Consider the following 18,434-nt stretch of genomic DNA (forward strand, 5'->3'; position numbering starts at 1 on the left):
AAAATTGACTTCTGCTGTTTTTTGCAGACCGAATTCCGTGCTATGTGAAAATATCCTCAAGAATGGAACTTCCTGCAGGAGGGAAAACCTATGACAAAACGGTATCTGTCTCGTCGTGCGTTTCTGGCCGGGAGCGCGGTAAGCATGACGCTGGCGCATATGGGAAGCGTGGCCCACGCCTCTTCCGCGAAGAAGGAACCGCAGTGGGATGAAGTGTTTGACGTCATTGTCATCGGTTCGGGCCTGGCGGGCATGTGCGCCGCACTTTCCGCCAGAAAGAACGGCTGCAAGAACGTGGTCGTCATCGAAAAGATGAGCTATCTCGGCGGCAACTCGGCCATCGCCACCGGCGACTTCGGCGCCGTGGGTTCCATGCTCACGAAAAAGCAGGGCGTCAAAGACTCTCCCGAAGCCTTTGCCGCCGACATCAGCGCGGCCTGCGGCGGGCTGAACCATCAGGACCTGACCCTCACCGTGGCCCGCAACTCCGGCAGAGCCATCGATTTTCTCATTGAAAACGGCGCAAAGTTCAATGAAAAGACCATCCTGCTCGGCGGCCATTCCGCGCCCCGCGTGCATCAGGGCGTGGAAAGCTTCGGCACCAGCGTGATGATTCCTCTGTGGGAAAGCTTCGGAAAAAAATACGGCGGTGAAATCCGCACCCGCGTCAAGTTCGACAACTTCGTCATGAATGAAAAGGGCGAAGTCTGCGGCATCACCGTGCGCGAACGCTACGACTTCATCACCGGCTCCAAGAATGAGGACAAGGAAAATACCGGCGGCGTACCCAGGCGTTACGGCGCGCGCTACGGCGTCATTCTGGCCACGGGCGGCTATTCCCGCGACCTGCCCTTCCGTTCCGCGGAAGCTCCGCTGCAGGGCGAGGAAATGGCCACGCGCTGCCATGTGGGCAACACGGCGGGCGCCCTGCGCGCCGCCCTTGCCATAGGCGCGCGCAGCGTGCACACCACGCTCGGCCGCTACGGGTTCTACATCGCCTCCGAAGACCTCAAGATGGGTATGGTCATCGACCCCAAGACGAGCAGACGTTTCATCAACGAAGGCATGCCTCGCACGGATCTGGCCGTGAACATGCTCCTGTACATGCAGAAGCACCGCTGCATCCCGCTCGGCATTTACGACAAGACGGCCATGGACTCCTTCTTCGACCTCAAGCGCCGCGAAAGACTGCTGTTCTCCGGCGCGCTGCGTCCCTACGATTCTCTGGAAGAGCTGGCCCAAAAGGAAGGACTCGACCTTGCCGTGCTGAAGGAAAGCCTTGACCGCTACAACAGAGACATCGAAGCCGGTGTGGACAAGGAATTCGGCAAGAACATCGCAGATGCCAAGGCCGTGCCGCTTACCAAGCCTCCGTTCGCGGCCTGCACCATCGAACCCGACCTTTCCTATACGCAGGGCGGCGTGCTCATCAATACCAAAGGTGAAGCGCTGAGCGCGCTGGACGACGAGCCCATTCCCGGGCTCTACGTTGCGGGCGAGGCCTCGGCGGGCGTCTTCGGGGTAACGCGTCTTACCGCATGTTCGCTTCCCGACTGCGCAAGCTTCGGCATCATCACCGGCGAACAGGTGGCCGAACGCGCACGGACCATGAAGGCCTGAGACGACGCCCCTCCAAGAGGGCCGGAGACAACGATTGCGCGGAGGTGAAGCCCATCCTCCGCACCCAAGGAGTCCGTTATGACGAAAAACATCGCGCTGATCCTGGCCGCATCGCTCCTGCTGGCGGCGAATGTCGCCCGGGCGGAACAGAATGTGACCCATAAGCCGCATCACGCCAGCCTTTCCTGCCAGACCTGCCACGGCGACACCGAAAACAAGGTGCCCCCCGCCAATGAGGCATGTCTGACCTGCCACGGTCCCATGTCCGAACTCATCAAGAAGACGTCGGACTACAAGCGCAATCCCCACTACTCTCCCCACTGGGGCGATACCGTGGACTGCTACACCTGCCACAAGGAACACAAGGCTTCGGAGATTTCCTGCGCCACGCAGTACTGCCATGTGAAAAACTTTGAAGGCGTACAGCTCAAGTAGCCTCCCCCCCTCTGTACGGCACGGCGCCGACTCGGCCCGTGCTCCCATTACGGACGCCGCCGGAAGATATCCGGCGGCGTCTTTTTCCTGTATGCGGGGCGCATGGTTCCGGCCTGCGCCGTACCGTCACGGTCTCTCCCGCAGGACCAGTCCGCCGCGCTTCGGGCCGCGCCTGCGGCAGCGGACAAGAAACAGAAAGGTTCTGTTGCGGCAGGACATGACAAACGACGGGCAGCTTCTGCGGCACGTTTCTCCGCATCATCGTATCATACGCGAATGTAAGCATATATTGACTTCATTACCAAAGCCCGCCATGCTCCTTAAAAGAATTTCCCCCCGCATCGTTCCCGAGGCATGCAGGCTGTGCCGCTGCCTCCGCGCACGGTACGGTGCCGCCATGCGGGCAAAGATTTTTCCAGGGAGAAGGCCATGAAAAGATTTCTGACGTTCCTGACCGCAGCGTTCGCGGCCGTCCTTGTCTGCGCCACCATGGCGCCCGGTGCAGAGGTGAAAACGGACTACTTCACTCTCAACCTTCCTGAAGGATGGATACAGCCCCGGTCGCCGCAGGTTCCCGAAGGCGGACTGATGGTCATTGTGCAGAACCCTGCCGAACAGTCGGCGGTGAGCATTGCCGTCACCCCCGTGCCCCTGCCCGCCAAGGAACTCGCCGCCCAGACGTTCGCCAACATGAAGGCGGGCGGCTTCACCGTTTCCGAACCCCGCCCCTCGGGTGATTCCTATGTGGGAGAATTCTCCAGGTCTCAGACCGGGGGCGTGAGTTACTTCAGCTCCAACGGCAGGCTCGGCTGCGTCGTCACCATCGTCGGTTCGGATACGGCAAAGGGCAGAGAACTGCTGAACAACAACCTCAAGCCCGTCGACGCCCGGCTTTTCCCCTCTTCCTACTGAAAACGGCGGAAGAACCCCGCCTGCCGTAGCAAGAATCCGGGATCGCGCCATACGGTCCCGTTTTTTTCGCCTTTTCGCAGGTCGGTCCGCGAAGACAGAAACAGAAATTCCGTCGAAGTGCCGTTCGACGGACGGAGGATGCAGGCCGCATTCCGTTTCTCCCTCCGCGTTTTTCCGCATCTTGTTCCTTTCCGGGAAGCACGCTTTCTCTCTGAAGCCCCGCTTTCGTCCTTCGACGGATGCTACAGAGCTCCGCCCGACCATGGCGGAGAAGAAAAAACGCCGTTTTCCCTCCGCAACACGGCTTTTCCTCATGAAAAGGAGGAAAAAGCGGCGGCAATACGTTTCCGTCCGTCCGTGAAGGTTTTTCACAAAGGCCCGCTTCCGCGCAGAAAATACCGTGCGGAACGCCTCTGAAAAACATATCGCCTGTTCCGCAGGACGTTTTCCTACCTGAGGCCTATGTTATTGCCTGTAATATCAACAAGCTACCTTGCATCTGCGTTTTTTTCTTCTTGCGAAAAAAAGAACTATTGGTAAAAGTTCCGGCATTTCAGGAAAAACCGCTTGCATTGATTGTGGTTTTACCTTTATTTTATTACCGTAAAAATTGTATGCATTTTCCTGACTTTTATAACCCTTCGGGGAGGGGATGTCATGATCAGTCCTAATTTAATCAAAGAACTGAGTGCTCTGCTGGGTTCCGAAAACGTGTTCACCAGCGAAGCCGACAGGCAGTGCTACTCCTACGACAGCGCCGTGCTTCCAGCCAAGGTTCCGGCGCTGGTTCTTCGTCCCACCCAGACGGAGCAGATAGGAGAGGCCATTCGCCTCTGTTATGAGGCCGGGCTGGCCATCACCGTGCGCGGCGCGGGTTCCAACCTCTCCGGCGGTACGGTGCCGGATACGGTGGAAAGCGCCGTCATCCTGACCAACAGCCTGCAGAAAATTCTCGAAATCAACACCGAAGACCTGTACGCCGTGGTGCAGCCCGGCGTGGTGACGGCCCAGTTCGCCGCCGCCGTGGAAGCCAAGGGCCTCTTCTATCCGCCCGATCCCGGCTCCATGTCCGTATCCACCCTGGCAGGCAACATCGCCGAGAACGCCGGCGGTCTGCGCGGCCTCAAGTACGGCGTGACCAAGGACTACGTCATGGGTCTGGAATTCTACGACTATGAAGGCAACCTCGTGAAAACCGGCTCCCGCACGGTCAAGTGCGTGACCGGCTTCAATCTCGCGGGCCTCATGGTCGGTTCCGAAGGCACCATGGGCGTCATCAGCAAGGCCATACTCAAGCTGGTTCCTCCGCCCCGCGCCTCCCGCGCCATCACGGCCGAATTTGCCGACGTGCAGGATGCCGCCGACGCCGTGGCCGCCATGATCGCCGCCCATGTGGTGCCCTGCACGCTGGAACTGCTCGACCAGGCCACGCTGAAGTATGTGGAAGCCGACCAGAAGATCGGCCTTCCCGTGGACGCCGCGGCCATGCTGCTCATTGAAGTGGACGGCCACCCCGGCCAGGTGGCGGACGAAGCCGCCATCGTGGAGGAAGTGCTCAAGAAGTGCAACGCCACGGGCATCCACATTCCCAAGGACGCGGAAGAAAAGAACAAGCTGTGGGCCGCACGCCGCAACGCCCTGCCCGCGCTTGCCCGCGCCCGTCCCACCTGCGTGCTGGAAGACGCCACGGTTCCCCGCTCCAAGATTCCGGCCATGATTAAAAGCCTCAATGAAATCGCGGCCAAGTACAAGGTGGATATGGGCACCTTCGGCCATGCGGGCGACGGCAACCTGCATCCCACCATTCTCTGCGACAAGCGCGACAAGGAAGAATTCTCCCGCGTGGAAGCCGCTGTGGACGAAATCTTCGACGTCGCCCTCAAGCTGGGCGGCACGCTCTCCGGCGAACACGGCATAGGCACCGCCAAGGCCAAGTGGATGGAAAAGGAAACCAGCAAGGGCACCATTCTCTTCTCCCAGCGTATGCGCCGCGCCATCGACCCCAAGGGCCTGTTCAACGCCTGCAAAATCACGGGGATCTGACCATGAGCGACATCTCCCGTCTTGCACAGACACTGATGAAGCTGGACGACCGGCTGGCCGACTGTATGCGCTGCGGCCTGTGCCAGGCCGTCTGCCCGGTGTTCGGCGTCACCTATAAGGAATCGGACGTGAGCCGCGGCAAGCTGGCGCTGCTCGACAACCTTGCCCACAAGCTTATCGAGGACGCCGACGCCGTAGAGGAAAAGCTGAACCGCTGCCTTCTGTGCGGCTCCTGCCAGGCCAACTGCCCTTCCGGCGTTTCCATTCTGGAAATCTTCATGGAAGCGCGGCAGGCTCTGGTGGACTACCGCGGCCTGAACCCCATAAAGAAGTTCGTCTTCCGCGAACTGCTCACGCATCCGCAGCTTTTCAGCGCCATGATGCGCACCGCCGCGCCCTTCCAGGGGCTCGTCATGCGACAGAAGGGCGCGAAGACCTATGACATGCCGCTGTTCAAGAAGCTCATCGGTTCGCGCCACATCGCGAAGCTTCCCGCCAAGTCGCTGCACGCGAAGTACGGGGATCTGCACACCGAAGGGCAGATCGGCATCAAGGTGCTCTTCTTTGCAGGCTGCATGGCCGACAAGTACTATACCCAGCTCGGCGAGGCGTGCCTCAAGGTGCTCAAACATCACGGCGTGGGCGTGGTCATGCCTTCGGCCCTCACCTGCTGCGGCATTCCCGCTCTCGCCTCCGGCGACCGCACCGGTTTCGTGCTGGAAACGAGGAAGAACCTCGACGTCATCGGCCGCGAATTCACCGGCGGCGGCATACAGTACATTCTCACGCCCTGCGGTTCCTGCACCGCGACGCTGAAGGAATGGTGGCCGCACTTTGCGAAGGAATTCTCGCCCGAACATCAGAAGACCATCGCTTCGGTGGCTTCCCGCGTGATGGACATCAACGCCTTCCTCATCGACGTTCTGCATGTGGACACCATGGACAAGGGGATGCGCCGCCCCGGCGAAGTCACCCGCGTGACCTTCCATGATTCCTGCCACCTGAAGAAGAGTCTCGGCGTATGGGAACAGCCCCGCAAGCTCATCCGCCAGAACCCCAACTACGAGCTGGTGGAAATGGCGGAGGCCGACCGCTGCTGCGGCTGCGGCGGCAGCTTCACCCTGTTCCATTACGACCTGTCCAGGCAGATCGGCCTGCGCAAACGCGAAAACATCGTCCGTACCGGCGCCGCCGCCGTAGCCACGGGATGCCCTGCGTGTATGCTTCAGATTTCCGACATGCTCTCGCAGAACAAGGACGACGTCGTCGTCAAGCATCCCATCGAAATCTACGCGGAAACGCTGCCCGACTGATATTGTGAGGGGAAGGCCCGCTCTGCCGGGCCTTCCCCCGCTTCCCACCGCGTCATTCGCGGAACAATGCCAAGGAGTAACAATGACCCAGGATCAACTTGTTGAAGTGGTGAAAGCCAAGGCTCCCTCGATTCCCGCTTCCTTCTATGAAGCGAAGGATTTCGCGGATGCCATGCAGTACGCCGTGGACGTCACCGAAAAAAAGCGCCACTGCGAAGCCCTGCTGCCCGAAGAAGGCAAGCAGTACGGCCCTGCCAGCGAAAACGGCTTCCCCACCATGCTCGACCGCTTCATTGCGGCCCCCGGACTTTCCGATGAAGAATATGCCGTTCTGGAAGAAAAGACCGCGGGTACCGACATCACGCTGCTGCGTTCCGGTCTGCGCGACCACATGGGCGGCTTCGACACCAGCATCACCTGGGCCGAAGCCCTGGTGGCCGACACGGTGACGTGCATCGTGAACTCCAACAGCGAAGAAGTGCGCATCGGCACCATGGTGGCCGAAGTGTCCGTCATGCTGGTGCGCAAATCCACCCTGATCAACAAGCTGGAGGACGCCAACGACATCATGCTCGACCTGCTCAACAGAGGCGGAGCATCCTATACGGCCTTCATCACCGGCCCCAGCCGTACGGCCGATATCGAACGCGTGGGCGCTCTCGGCGTGCACGGTCCCCTCGAACTTCATATCGTGCTGCTGGAGGACTAAAAGATGGCCGACGTCAAGAACATGAAGGAATACCACGGGCAGATCCAGGAAGCGCTGGACGACAAGTTCCTCCGCGCCACGCTGGACAAGTTCGCCGTTGAATACAAGGCCAACCGCGTCCGCATCTTCGACGGCATGGACGTGGACGGTCTCGTCAGCGAAGTGGCCGACATCAAGGACAACGCCGCCCAGCACATGATGGAACTGTTCGAACAGTTCAAGGCCGAAGCGGAAAAGCGCGGCGTGCATGTGCACCTCGCCTCCACCGGCGCCGAAGCCAACCGCATCATCGCCAAGATCGCCAAGGAAAACAACTGCAAGAACATCATCAAGTCCAAGTCCATGACGGCGGAGGAAATCCACCTCAACGGCGCGCTGGAAAAGGAAGGCTTCCGCGTGGTGGAAACCGACCTCGGCGAATGGATCATCCAGCTGCGTCATGAAGGTCCCTCCCACATGGTCATGCCCGCCATCCACCTTTCCCGCTATCAGGTGGCGGACCTGTTCACCGACGTGACCAAGGTTCAGCAGGACAGGGAAGACATCCAGAAGCTCGTGAAGGTGGCCCGCAAGGAGCTGCGCAGCGAATATGTGAACGCCGACATGGGCATTTCCGGCGCGAACTTCGCCGTGGCGGAAGCCGGTCTCATCGGTACCGTGACCAACGAAGGCAACCTGCGCCTCGTGACCACCATGCCCAGAGTGCATGTGGTTCTCGCCGGTCTTGAAAAGCTCATTCCCACCGTGGCCGACGCGCTGAAGGTGCTGCAGGTGCTGCCGAGAAACGCCACCGCCCAGGCCATCACCTCCTACATCACCTGGATTGCGGGCGCCAACGAATGCGCCACCGATCCCGACGGACGCAAGGAAATGCACATCGTCTTCCTTGACAACGGCCGCCTCAAGATCGCCCAGGACCCCGCCTTCAAGGACATCCTGCGCTGCGTGCGCTGCGGCGCCTGCGCCAACGTCTGCCCCGTGTACCGCCTCATCGGCGGCCACAAGATGGGCTATGTGTACATCGGCGCCGTGGGTCTCGCCCTCACCTACCTCTATCACGGCGCGGACAAGGCCCGTGCCCTGGTGCAGAACTGCATCGGCTGCGAAGCCTGCAAGAACGTGTGCTCCGCCGGCATCGACCTGCCGCGCATCACCCGTGAAATCCGCTCCCGCATCGTGAAGAGCGAAGGCAACAATGCCGCCGGTTCCGTGATGAGCATGGTCATGAAGGACCGCGACCGCTTCCACAGCCTGCTGAAGTTCATCAAGTTCTCGCAGAAGCCCCTCACGGTGAAGGGCGGCCGCTTCATCCGCCACCTTCCCGCCGTGCTCATGGGCGGCGACCAGAGCTTCAGGCAGCTTCCCGCGCTCGCGCCCAAGTCCTTCCGCCAGCTCTTTGAGAAGGTGGTGAACAATCCTGCGCAGCCGAAGTTCCGCGTGGCCATCTTCTCCGGCTGCGCCCAGGACTTCATCTACCCCGAACAGCTCGTGGCCGCCGTGCGCGTGCTCAACAGGCACGGCGTGCATGTGGAGTTCCCGCTCAAGCAGACCTGCTGCGGCCTGCCTCTGGAAATGATGGGACAGCGCGAAACCAGCCTCCAGGTCAGCTCGCAGAACGTGAACGCCTTCGAACCCGGCAAGTACGACGCCATCCTCACCCTCTGCGCCTCCTGCGCCGGTCATCTGAAGCACGGTTATCCCGACCTGCTGAAGGACACCGAAGACAGGTATCGTGCCGGCATCTTCGCTTCGAAGATCATGGACTTCACCTCCTTCGTGTACAACAAGCTGGGCCTCAGGGCCGACGATTTCGTCAAGTCGAACGAAAAGGTCACCTACCATTCTCCCTGCCACATGCGGAACATGGGCATCACCGAAGAACCCCGCGCGCTGCTGAACATGGTGGCGGACTACACGCCTGCGGCTGAAGAAGACGTGTGCTGCGGCTTCGGCGGCACCTTCTCGGTGAAGTTCCCCGAACTTTCCGCCGAAATCGGCAGGAAGAAGCTGAAGAACAGCGAAGCCACCGGCGCCGCCACCATCGTGACGGACTGCCCCGGCTGCGTCATGCAGATCCGCGGCGTGGCCACGGCCAACGATTCCCCCATCAAGGTCGAGCACATGTCCGAACTGCTCGCCCGCAACATGAAATAATCTGAAACACCGGAGGGGAGGCGCTCCGCGGGTGCGTCTTCCCTCCGTACAAAACGCCCCCCGTAAAAAACTTTTCCGGCCCGGCCGGATAAGAACCTCTTCCGCCGCCCTGCCGGGCCACACGACCGGGCGGCAGGCCCGGGCGCACGCAACACGCGCCCATCCCCGGCGGAGCCCGGCAGACTCCGACAGGGAGGCATGTTCCTTCTTCTCCCTATGCCCGTCTACCTTCTTACAGTCAGAGGAGAGTTATATGAACATTGAACTGCTGGCACTTTTTGCCGTCGCACCGCTTCTCGTGGCGCTGATTCTCATGGCCGGCCTGCGCTGGTCGTCCATGCGTGCCATGCCGCTGGCCTGGGCCACGGGCGCGATTCTCGCCATCATCGTATGGCAGCTTCCGCTCATCCGCGTGATCGCCCTCACGCTTGAAGGCTTCATCACCGCAGCGGGCGTGCTCATCATCGTTTTCGGCGCTCTGCTCATCTACTACACGCTCACCTACAGCGGAGCCATGGAAACCATTCAGGCCGGCATGAAGAAAATCAGCCCCGACCGGCGCGTGCAGACCATCATCATCGGCTTCATGTTCGCCGCCTTCATTGAAGGCGCGGCCGGCTTCGGCACCCCCGCCGCTCTTGCCGCCCCTCTGCTGCTCGGCCTCGGCTTCCCTCCCCTCTGCGCCGCGGTCATCTGCCTTGCCTTCAACAGTATTCCCGTTACCTTCGGCGCCGTGGGCACCCCCGTCCTTCAGGGCTTCAAGTCCATTGAATCCCTCGCCATGAGCGCCCTCAACGTCGGCGATCCCGCCGTCGTGTACAAGACCATCGGCGAATACGTCACCCTCATGCACCTGCCCATGCTCTTCATCCTGCCCATCTTCCTCCTGGGCTTCATGACGCGCTTCTACGGCAAGAACAAGTCCTGGGCTGAAGGCTTCGCCGCGTGGAAGTACTGCCTGCTCGCCTCCGTGTGCTTCGGCGTGCCCTACCTCATCCTCGCCTGGACCGTCGGTCCCGAACTGCCTTCCCTGCTCGGCGGCATCATCGGCCTCGGCGTGCTCGTGAAGCTTACCCAGAAGGGCATCTGCGTGCCCGAGGGAACCTGGGACTTTGATTCCAGCGACAAGTGGGACCCCGACTGGATCGGTGAAATCAAGCCTTCCGACGTGACGGAATACAAGGAACACATGAGCCAGGTCATGGCGTGGCTGCCCTATGTGCTCTGCGGTCTCATCCTCGTGGTGACCCGCGTGCCCGCCTTCCATCTGAAGCCCATCGTCACCGACCCCATGTTCAACATCGGCGCTTCCAACATTCTCGGTCAGGAAGGCGTGGGCGCGTACATCGCCCTCATGAACCTGCCCGGCACGGTGCCCTTCATTCTGGTTTCCATCATCACCATCTTCCTGCACGGTATGCTGCGTGACGACGAAATCGGCACCAACAAGGTCAGCAAGGCCTGGTCCACCGCTTTTGTCAAGATGAAGGCCCCCACCATCTCCCTGCTCGCCGCCGTGGCGCTGGTGTCCATCTTCAAGGGTACGGGCGTGAGCGAAGCCACCAACCACGTTTCCATGCCCATGGCCCTCGCCCAGTGCCTGGCCGACCTCGCCGGCAGCGCGTGGCCCGCTCTGGCCTCCTATGTCGGCGGCCTCGGCGCCTTCATCACCGGTTCCAACACCGTGTCCGACATGCTTTTCGCCAACTTCCAGTGGGATATGGCCAGAACCCTCGGCTACACCGTGCCCCAGCACTTCATCATCGTGGCGGCTCAGGGCGCCGGCGGCGCCATGGGCAACATGATCTGCATCCACAACATCGTGGCCGCCTGCGCCGTGCTCGGCCTCATCGGCAAGGAAGGCGATATCCTGCGCCGTACGGTCAGCCCGTTCATCCTCTACGGCATCTCCGTGGGCATCGTGGCCTTCATCCTCATGTAAGGCTTCTTTTCCCCGCCATGAAGGCCGCCCTCCGGGGCGGCCTTTTTTGTCCCGGATGAGACAGCTCCCGGCACAGCTTCGGAAACTGCCGGGACTCGGGACGCACCGGGACTTTCGCCGTCAGAGAAAAGTACGGGAAAAAGAACGAAAAAAAAGCGGCCTCAGCCAAAAACAAAGCCCTTCCTCATCCCTTCGGAGCACAGTCCCCATGAGCCCGGACCTTGCGCAGCCTGCAAGTCCTGCCGAAAACCGTTTACCTCAAAAGACGATAGCTGATCAGGACATCGATGACCCGGGAAAAGTCCTCCATGCCGAGACAGGCTATTCCCGGGGCCTTTTTCTCCCGGCCCCCCCTCTCCATCAGGGCATGATACGTATGGGTATAACAGGTGTACAGCTTCTTCAGCACGGCAGAATCGTTTCTGAACAGATACAGAATATCCGTTCTGCTGTCGCTGCAGATATTTTTTATAGAATTTTCGATGGCTTTACAGAAGTAGTCGACAAACAGTTTTGCGTAATTAATTGAGGAGATCTCCGCTCTCACCGCGGATGAGAGCTCTTTTTCTCTGGGGATGATTTCATCCAGATCAATATCTTCTATAAAACTATCCATCAAGCTTTCATTACATTTTTCCAGCGTAAAATCCGACACCGACTTCCATGTCATATCCTTGTTTCTGAACAGCATAATACTTCACCATAAGAAAAATGATTTATCATAGAGTCTGTACCAGCACAAAAATATGAGTCAAAAAATATTGTGTCAAAATTTATTCCAACATTATTTTCTTACTACTATTTACGCATCATAAAAAATCGACGTATTGATATACGAATGAAAAATCATCTTATAAAAAATTATATTTTATATAAAATAAATTCATTCAAATTATAAACTTTTTGTTTTTATATTATAACATTTATATATCGATCCATATATCATATAAAAATTTGACACATAATCATTTACGACAAATATCATACCAGTTTACATACCATATTATGAATTATTATAAATTCATGGCAACGCAGAACGGCGTTTCTGCAACATTTTATTACATTTTATAAAAATACATTTTCACAGTACATTTTCTTCATAATGCGTACTTTTTCGATATTTCTTCTACTGAAAAATCTCCTCAACTACAAAAAACACCTAAAAAATCAGCGAGCACTCGATACCAAGGGGAGGACGACGCCCCAGCGCAACCAGAATGGTACTGGCCGAAGACTTTGAGGGTCTAAAAATATCCCGCCCATAAACACCGTATATATGCGGTGTTTATGTTTTGCCATTGACCAGTATTACATGTCAATGTCCAGTATTGATCTTGCCTTTGCCAAAACGCTGAAGCAGTTGCGTCGTGACAAGCGTCTGACGCAGGAAGAACTCGCCCAGCGAGCAGGACTTGACTATAAATATCTGCAAAAACTGGAAGGAAAAGCCCCCTCCTCGCCTACGCTGTCCACTTTGGAAAAGCTGGCTAAGGGATTAGACATATCGCTGACCGAACTTATATCACTTCTTGACGAATGGCGATCCTAGTCCCTCCATGCCGCAGCACCGTCCGTTCCCACGGAGCGTGAACCTTCCTTATCGCTCATGGCCGATACTGTATTCTCTTCCTTGATCCGAGGAGGGCAGAAGAGAACCGCTGGTTCTTTCCTTCGGCATTGCTGCAGGACGTCCTTGTATGCATCGCATTCCGTAAGTGCGTCTTCCCTCCGGCCAGATCACTTTTCTCCCGGCGCGGATAGCGATAGAATGGCGCATCATGCCGGGAGGCGGATATGGAACAGCATTCCCTTTTCCATCAGAAAGACACACAGCCTCTGGCCGCAAGGCTGAGGCCGCGCACGCTGGAAGAATTCTTCGGACAGCGGCATCTGCTTGCCGAGGGCAGGGTGCTGCGGAACCTCATCGAGTCCGACAGGCTTTCCTCCATGATTTTCTGGGGGCCTCCGGGCGTAGGCAAAACCACGCTTGCGCGCATCATCGCCGGACGCACGAAATCCTCGTTCATCGACTTTTCCGCCGTGACCAGCGGTATCAAAGAAATACGCGCCGTCATGCAGCAGGCGGAGAAAAACCTCCAGTACGGCAGCCGCACCATTGTCTTCGTGGATGAGATACACCGCTTCAACAAGGCCCAGCAGGATGCCTTTCTGCCCTTTGTGGAAAAAGGCAGCATCATCCTCATCGGTGCGACCACGGAAAACCCGTCCTTTGAGGTAAACGGCGCGCTGCTTTCCCGCTGCAAGGTTTTCGTTCTTCAGCCCCTTTCCCCCGAAGATATTACGGCGCTGCTTTCCCGCGCACTGACCGATCCGCGAGGCCTCGGCGAACAGCACATCGAGGTGGAAGAAGGCGTCCTTGAACAGATGGCCCATTTTTCCAACGGCGACGCCCGCTCCGCCCTCACCACGCTGGAAATGGCGGCCCTCAACGCGGAGACCGGGGAAAATCGGACCTTCATCAGCAGAAACACGCTGGAACAGTGCACGGCCCGCAAATCGCTTCTGTACGACAAAAAGGGGGAAGAGCACTACAACCTCATTTCCGCGCTGCACAAGTCCATGCGCAATTCCGACCCGGATGCGGCGGTCTACTGGCTGGCCCGTATGCTGGAAGCGGGAGAAGACCCGCTGTATGTGGCGCGCCGCATCACGCGCTTCGCCTCCGAAGACGTGGGGCTTGCCGATCCCCACGCTCTCGGCGTGGCCATAGACGCATGGCAGGCCTGCCATTTTCTCGGTATGCCCGAATGCAGCGTACATCTCGCGCAGGCCGTGATCTACCTTTCCGTCGCGCCCAAGTCCAACAGCGTCGACAGAGCCTACGCCTGCGCCCGCAAAGACGCCCTTTCCATGCTGGATGACCCCGTACCTCTGGCCCTCCGCAACGCTCCCACCAGACTGATGAAGGAACTCGACTACGGCAAGGGCTATCAGTTCGCCCACGATACCGAAGAGCGGCTGACGGCCATGCACTGCCTGCCCGATTCCCTGCTCGGCAGAACCTACTACCACCCTACGGAACAGGGGCTGGAGAGCCGCGTCAAAAACAGACTGGAACAGATAAGGGCATGGAAAAAAGAACATGAGGAAAAATCCTGAAAACCTCATGCGCGCATACCTTCTGCGGTCTTTCCCGGCAGCGGGCCTCTCCGTATCATGAGGAAAACGGGCAACAAATAACACATATAAAGTTTTACTCTTATAACTTTATTTGACAAATATCATATTTCACTCTACGGTGGAAAAACCTTATCTTCTTCCGTACAGGTCACCTGCATGAGCGCTACTCCCCCCACTTCCGGCAGCTCCGCTCCGTCCCGTCCGCCTTCCGGCGCTCTGCCCTCACGCGGCGAAATCTTCCGGCTCACGCTGCCGCAGATGGGACTCATGCTCTGCCATCTGGTCATTTCCATGACCGACGTATGGGCTGCGGGCAGGCTCGGAACGGACGTACAGGCAGCTACGGGAGTGGTAACACAGATCTTCGCGCTGCTCATGCTCATCACCTCCCTTATTGCCAGCGGCTGCATGGCCACGGTGAGTCAGTCTCTGGGAGCGGGGCTTGCCGTGCGCGCCAACCGCTACGCCGGGCTCATCATCACGCTCTCCGCATCCATGGGCACGGCGGTGGCAGGCCTCGCCCTGCTTGGCGAGCCTCTCATCTTCTCGGCCATGCGCGTTTCCGGCGAACTTCGCCCGGCGCTTTCCGTGTTTTTCACCGCCTACTGCTGCCAGCTTCCCTTTTACTATGTGCTCATCATGGTGAATTCCATTTTCCGGGCCTATAAAAAGGTACTGCTGCCGCTGATGACGCTTTGCCTCATGGCATCCGTCAACATGCTGGGCGATCTCGGCTTCGGTCTGGGCTTCTTCGGTCTGCCCGCATTCGGAGCGGCGGGCATAGCATGGACCACCTTTGCAAGCGCGCTGGCCGGTCTTGCCGGAAATCTCATCCTTGCGCGCCGTTACGGTATTCTGCGCCGCGCCGCCTTCGCCCCCTGGAAATGGAACAGGCGAGCCATGCCCTATCTCTTCAAGGTGGGCATGCCCGCAGCCGCGGGACACATCATCACGCAGACGGGGAGCCTCGTCACCCTCGCCATCATAGGCCTTCTGCCTGAGAGCACGAACATCCTTGCGGGCATGAGCGTGGGCAATCGCGTACACTCCCTTCTCATGTTTCCCCTGGGAGCATTCAACATGTCCATGGTCATCTTCTCCGGTTATCTTCTGGGCGGAGGAAGGCGCGAGGAGCTGCACGACTTCGGCCGCAGGATGGCCGTGACCACGGCGCTCGTCCTCATACCGCCCTCGCTGCTGCTCTGGCTTCTGCGTGCTCCCGCCGCCGGATTTTTCTCCGGCGATGCAAACGTGCTGGAGCAGGCTTCGCTCTTTCTGTGTTTTGCCTGCCTGTCCGGTCCCTTCGTCGGCATGACGGGCGTACTCAACGGCCTGTTTTCCGGAGCAGGCGCCACCGTTCTTTCCTGCCGTGTGGGAGCCGTCACCTGCTGGGCGGTGGGCATTCCTCTGGCGCTGACCCTCGGCATAGGGCTGAACATGGGAGCCTTCGGCGTATACGCCGCGGGCTTTGCCGGACAGATGGCAGCCTTTCTCTGGACTCTGAAACTTTTCCGCGGGAAGAAATGGCTTGAATATGGCCTGCGAAAACGGCACACTGCGTGAAAGCCCGGAGGCATCATGATGGAACATCTCCCCGAAGAACGGGATGACCGCGCGGAAAGGAAGGCCCTTTCCCCTGCGCTGGAAAACTACCTTGAAATCATCTTTCTGGAAGAGGCAAAAGAAGGCGCGGCACGCGCAAGCTCCATCGCCGACGCCGCCGGGGTAAGCCGCTCCACCGTGACGAGCACACTCAAGGTTCTCAAGTCCATGGGCTTTGTGGAATACGAGCCCTACAGCCTCATCCATCTGACGGAACAGGGACGTACCATAGGCCGCGACATCGCCCACAGGCACATCATCTTCCGGGAATTCTTCCTTCATGTGCTTCAACTGGACGAACATCAGGCCGACGCCGTGGCATGTGAGCTGGAACATGTGGTGCCGCCCCACGTCATCCGCCGCTGGGGGCAGTTCGTGCTGTACCTGCGTACCCGGGACTTCTGGAAAAACTGGCAGCAGGACTATCAGAAGGAACGCAAGGCCCTCATAGGCACCATGGAAAAAACCTTCCAGAACATGGGTTCTCTCGACAATCAGGACGAAGTGCGGGAACTTGCCCGCAAGTACCGCTGAGCATCCCCTGCGCCTTCCTGCGCCCGCCGATGACGCTTTCTCCGTACACGAAAAAGGCCGCGCCCATACGCGGCCTTTTCCTTTCGCTCCTTCCGAAAAAACGTAACTCCGGTACGTCAACGGTCCGTCAGCCGGTAATGCACGGGAATGAGCACCCTGATGCTGCCGGAAGACCCCACATCCAGCCCCAGCAGCTTTTCTCCAAGGCGTTTTGCCGCAGCATCGAGCACGGCGCGGCCCGAAGGCCCGGCCAGAGTACAGGAGGCGACGCGCCCGTCGGCTCCGACCTGCACCATGAGCGTGCAGGTACCTTCCGCACCGCTGCGCCGCCCCTGCCTCGGATAGCGCTTATGCTTTTCCACCACCTGAAGAATGGCCGCGAGCACCTCGCTTCTGCGGTTGTTCTCAACCTTTTCCGTACCTGCCGCGGCAGGCACGGAAGCACCCGTTCCGCCGGAAACGGCGGAAGTTTTTTCCGCCTCCTTCACAGGTCGTGCGGGAAGCGCCTGCTCCGTCTTCGGTATGGGCCGGGGGACTTTTTTTGCTTTCGGCTTCGGGGCGGGTTTTACCTCGGGCTTCGGCCTGACGGGCTTTGCAATCTCCGGCTCCGGTTTCGGTTCGGGCTTCTTCACCGCCTGAGGTTCCGGCTGCTTTTCCACCACGGGTTCGGGCTCTTCGGGAATGAGAAAATCCGACTCCTGCGCCAGAATCTTCTTCATTTCCGGCTGTTCCGCCTTCGACGGCGGTGCGCTTCTAAAATGCGCCTGTACCATGAACACCCTGCGGGCCTCGACGGCAGGCAGCGTGAGCGTACGCTCTGCAAGAAGAAGAAAAGCCGCCCCCATCAGCAGACTCATCATGCCGAACATGCCGAAAGCCGCCATGTTTCTGCTCCGGCGCCGTTCCTCCGTGCCGTAAAGCATACGGATGGGGCAGGTCAGGCTACCTGTCTGCGCCCGGCTGAGTGCTGATGACAAAGCGGCCCCCCTTTCTGACTTTGGCTATATCCACCACTTCCACGAAGGCTTCAAAAGGAGCCTTCTGGTCCACATACAGGTTGAGCAGCGCTTCCGGCCTTTCCGCAAGAATGGCATCCACTTCCGACTTGTCTATCCTTCTTCCTTCATAATGGAGACTCCCGTCGGCCTTGATGGAAATGACCTGTTCGCGCTTTTCCGCAGAGGCTTCCGACTCGCTGGATGCGGGAAGAATAATGTCGAGCACAGGCCTGCTGAAGGTCGTCGTCATGATGAAGAAGATGAGCAGCATGAAAATGGTGTCGATGAGCGGAGTAAGGTCTATGCTCGGTTCCTCTTCCAGACCGAAATTAAACATCGTCGTCTTCTCCCTGCCTGCCGCCGCTCTTTCTTCTCTGGCAGAATTCCAGAGCGCGGTAACTGTATTCCACCACTTCTATATGGAAGCCCTTGAAGCGCAGCATGAGAAAATAGTAGACCATGAGCGCGGGTATGGCCACGCAAAGCCCCATGATGGTGGTGATGAGCGCCTCCCATATACCGTTTGCCAGCATGGCCGTATCGGGAGCGGCGTTCTCCCCTATGGTCTGAAACACCGTCACCATGCCGAGAATGGTGCCGAGCAGCCCCAGAAGGGGCGAAAGAACGGAAATGAGCCGGAGATAGCAGATTTCCCGCGTGAGCTGTTCGAAATTGCGGTGGAACAGATAGGCTATCTCGGCGCGGATATCCTCCGAATGGCTCGAATGCGTCTGCACTATGTCGCGCACGATGCAGATGAGAGGGTTATCCCCCTGATAGTCCATGCACTCACCGGCGGCATCCTCCCTCTCCAGCTCAGGGAAGGTCCTGCGGAAATCCCGCCAGACAAGAAAAAGAAACACATAGCTCTTCAGCGCAAGGTACACCCCCGCGCAGGCGACCAGCGCCAGCACCACGCCCGCCGGTCCTATGGTCGCGTATATTTCCGACCAGTTCATCAACATCTCCCTCCATGCTCAGCGCCCGCCCTGCCTTCAGGGGGAACATGGGTAAAAGGCCATGAAAACGAA

General features: G+C 58.7%; 16 protein-coding genes. 12 read left to right on the forward strand and 4 right to left on the reverse strand.

Going from position 1 to position 18,434, the window contains the following annotated elements; genetic code table 11:
- Positions 1 to 90: 90 nt before the first annotated feature.
- The 8 genes from CZ345_RS14725 (at position 91) to CZ345_RS14765 (ending at position 11,128) form a co-directional block, all read left to right on the forward strand.
- A complete protein-coding gene (locus CZ345_RS14725) occupies positions 91 to 1,620 on the forward strand; it encodes an FAD-dependent oxidoreductase (RefSeq protein ID WP_077073823.1) in 1,530 nt (509 codons plus the stop codon).
- Positions 1,621 to 1,698: 78 nt separating this feature from the next.
- On the forward strand, positions 1,699 to 2,055 hold the full coding sequence (locus tag CZ345_RS14730; RefSeq protein WP_077073824.1) for a cytochrome c3 family protein: 357 nt from the start codon (positions 1,699 to 1,701) through the stop codon (positions 2,053 to 2,055).
- Between the two features lie 429 nt (positions 2,056 to 2,484).
- Positions 2,485 to 2,967 (forward strand): hypothetical protein, encoded by a 483-nt coding sequence (locus CZ345_RS14735; protein WP_077074131.1) that lies wholly within the window; start codon positions 2,485 to 2,487, stop codon positions 2,965 to 2,967.
- Between the two features lie 657 nt (positions 2,968 to 3,624).
- The gene (locus CZ345_RS14745; RefSeq protein WP_077073826.1) at positions 3,625 to 5,010 is read left to right on the forward strand and encodes an FAD-binding oxidoreductase; all 1,386 of its coding nucleotides are present in this window, start codon (positions 3,625 to 3,627) and stop codon (positions 5,008 to 5,010) included.
- Positions 5,011 to 5,012: 2 nt separating this feature from the next.
- Positions 5,013 to 6,323 (forward strand): (Fe-S)-binding protein, encoded by a 1,311-nt coding sequence (locus tag CZ345_RS14750; RefSeq protein ID WP_077073827.1) that lies wholly within the window; start codon positions 5,013 to 5,015, stop codon positions 6,321 to 6,323.
- Positions 6,324 to 6,405: 82 nt separating this feature from the next.
- Positions 6,406 to 7,032: a lactate utilization protein gene (locus CZ345_RS14755; RefSeq protein WP_077073828.1), complete on the forward strand. Its 627-nt coding sequence runs from the start codon at positions 6,406 to 6,408 to the stop codon at positions 7,030 to 7,032.
- A 3-nt stretch (positions 7,033 to 7,035) separates the two neighbouring features.
- Positions 7,036 to 9,186 carry an L-lactate dehydrogenase (quinone) large subunit LdhH gene (gene ldhH, locus CZ345_RS14760; RefSeq protein WP_077073829.1) on the forward strand — a complete coding sequence of 717 codons (2,151 nt, stop codon included), beginning with the start codon at positions 7,036 to 7,038 and terminating at the stop codon, positions 9,184 to 9,186.
- Positions 9,187 to 9,439: 253 nt separating this feature from the next.
- Entirely contained in the window at positions 9,440 to 11,128 is a 1,689-nt protein-coding gene (locus CZ345_RS14765; RefSeq protein WP_077073830.1) for an L-lactate permease, read from the forward strand.
- Between the two features lie 253 nt (positions 11,129 to 11,381).
- On the opposite strand, the gene CZ345_RS14770 is transcribed toward CZ345_RS14765, so the two are convergent.
- Entirely contained in the window at positions 11,382 to 11,819 is a 438-nt protein-coding gene (locus CZ345_RS14770; RefSeq protein WP_077073831.1) for a hypothetical protein, read from the reverse strand.
- Between the two features lie 621 nt (positions 11,820 to 12,440).
- Between CZ345_RS14770 and CZ345_RS14775 the strand changes: the two genes are divergently transcribed.
- The 4 genes from CZ345_RS14775 (at position 12,441) to CZ345_RS14790 (ending at position 16,405) form a co-directional block, all read left to right on the forward strand.
- On the forward strand, positions 12,441 to 12,677 hold the full coding sequence (locus CZ345_RS14775; RefSeq protein ID WP_162274987.1) for a helix-turn-helix domain-containing protein: 237 nt from the start codon (positions 12,441 to 12,443) through the stop codon (positions 12,675 to 12,677).
- A gap of 245 nt (positions 12,678 to 12,922) precedes the next feature.
- Positions 12,923 to 14,248 (forward strand): replication-associated recombination protein A, encoded by a 1,326-nt coding sequence (locus tag CZ345_RS14780; RefSeq protein WP_077073832.1) that lies wholly within the window; start codon positions 12,923 to 12,925, stop codon positions 14,246 to 14,248.
- Between the two features lie 177 nt (positions 14,249 to 14,425).
- Positions 14,426 to 15,832, forward strand: coding sequence for an MATE family efflux transporter (locus CZ345_RS14785; RefSeq protein ID WP_077073833.1), 1,407 nt, complete (start codon positions 14,426 to 14,428; stop codon positions 15,830 to 15,832).
- Positions 15,833 to 15,847: 15 nt separating this feature from the next.
- Complete coding sequence (locus CZ345_RS14790; RefSeq protein WP_239446704.1) at positions 15,848 to 16,405, forward strand: metal-dependent transcriptional regulator; 558 nt, start codon at positions 15,848 to 15,850, stop codon at positions 16,403 to 16,405.
- A gap of 116 nt (positions 16,406 to 16,521) precedes the next feature.
- On the opposite strand, the gene CZ345_RS14795 is transcribed toward CZ345_RS14790, so the two are convergent.
- Genes CZ345_RS14795 through CZ345_RS14805 form a run of 3 tightly spaced genes read right to left on the reverse strand, consistent with a single transcriptional unit; the run spans position 16,522 to position 18,362 of the window.
- Positions 16,522 to 17,289 (reverse strand): energy transducer TonB, encoded by a 768-nt coding sequence (locus tag CZ345_RS14795; RefSeq protein ID WP_144277383.1) that lies wholly within the window; start codon positions 17,287 to 17,289, stop codon positions 16,522 to 16,524.
- Positions 17,290 to 17,347: 58 nt separating this feature from the next.
- The gene (locus tag CZ345_RS14800) at positions 17,348 to 17,740 is read right to left on the reverse strand and encodes an ExbD/TolR family protein (RefSeq protein ID WP_077073835.1); all 393 of its coding nucleotides are present in this window, start codon (positions 17,738 to 17,740) and stop codon (positions 17,348 to 17,350) included.
- Positions 17,733 to 18,362 carry a MotA/TolQ/ExbB proton channel family protein gene (locus tag CZ345_RS14805; RefSeq protein ID WP_077073836.1) on the reverse strand — a complete coding sequence of 210 codons (630 nt, stop codon included), beginning with the start codon at positions 18,360 to 18,362 and terminating at the stop codon, positions 17,733 to 17,735. Before CZ345_RS14805 ends, CZ345_RS14800 begins: the two co-directional genes overlap by 8 nt.
- Between the last annotated feature and the right edge of the window lie 72 nt (positions 18,363 to 18,434).

This window comes from Mailhella massiliensis, assembly GCF_900155525.1.
Taxonomy (GTDB): domain Bacteria; phylum Desulfobacterota; class Desulfovibrionia; order Desulfovibrionales; family Desulfovibrionaceae; genus Mailhella; species Mailhella massiliensis.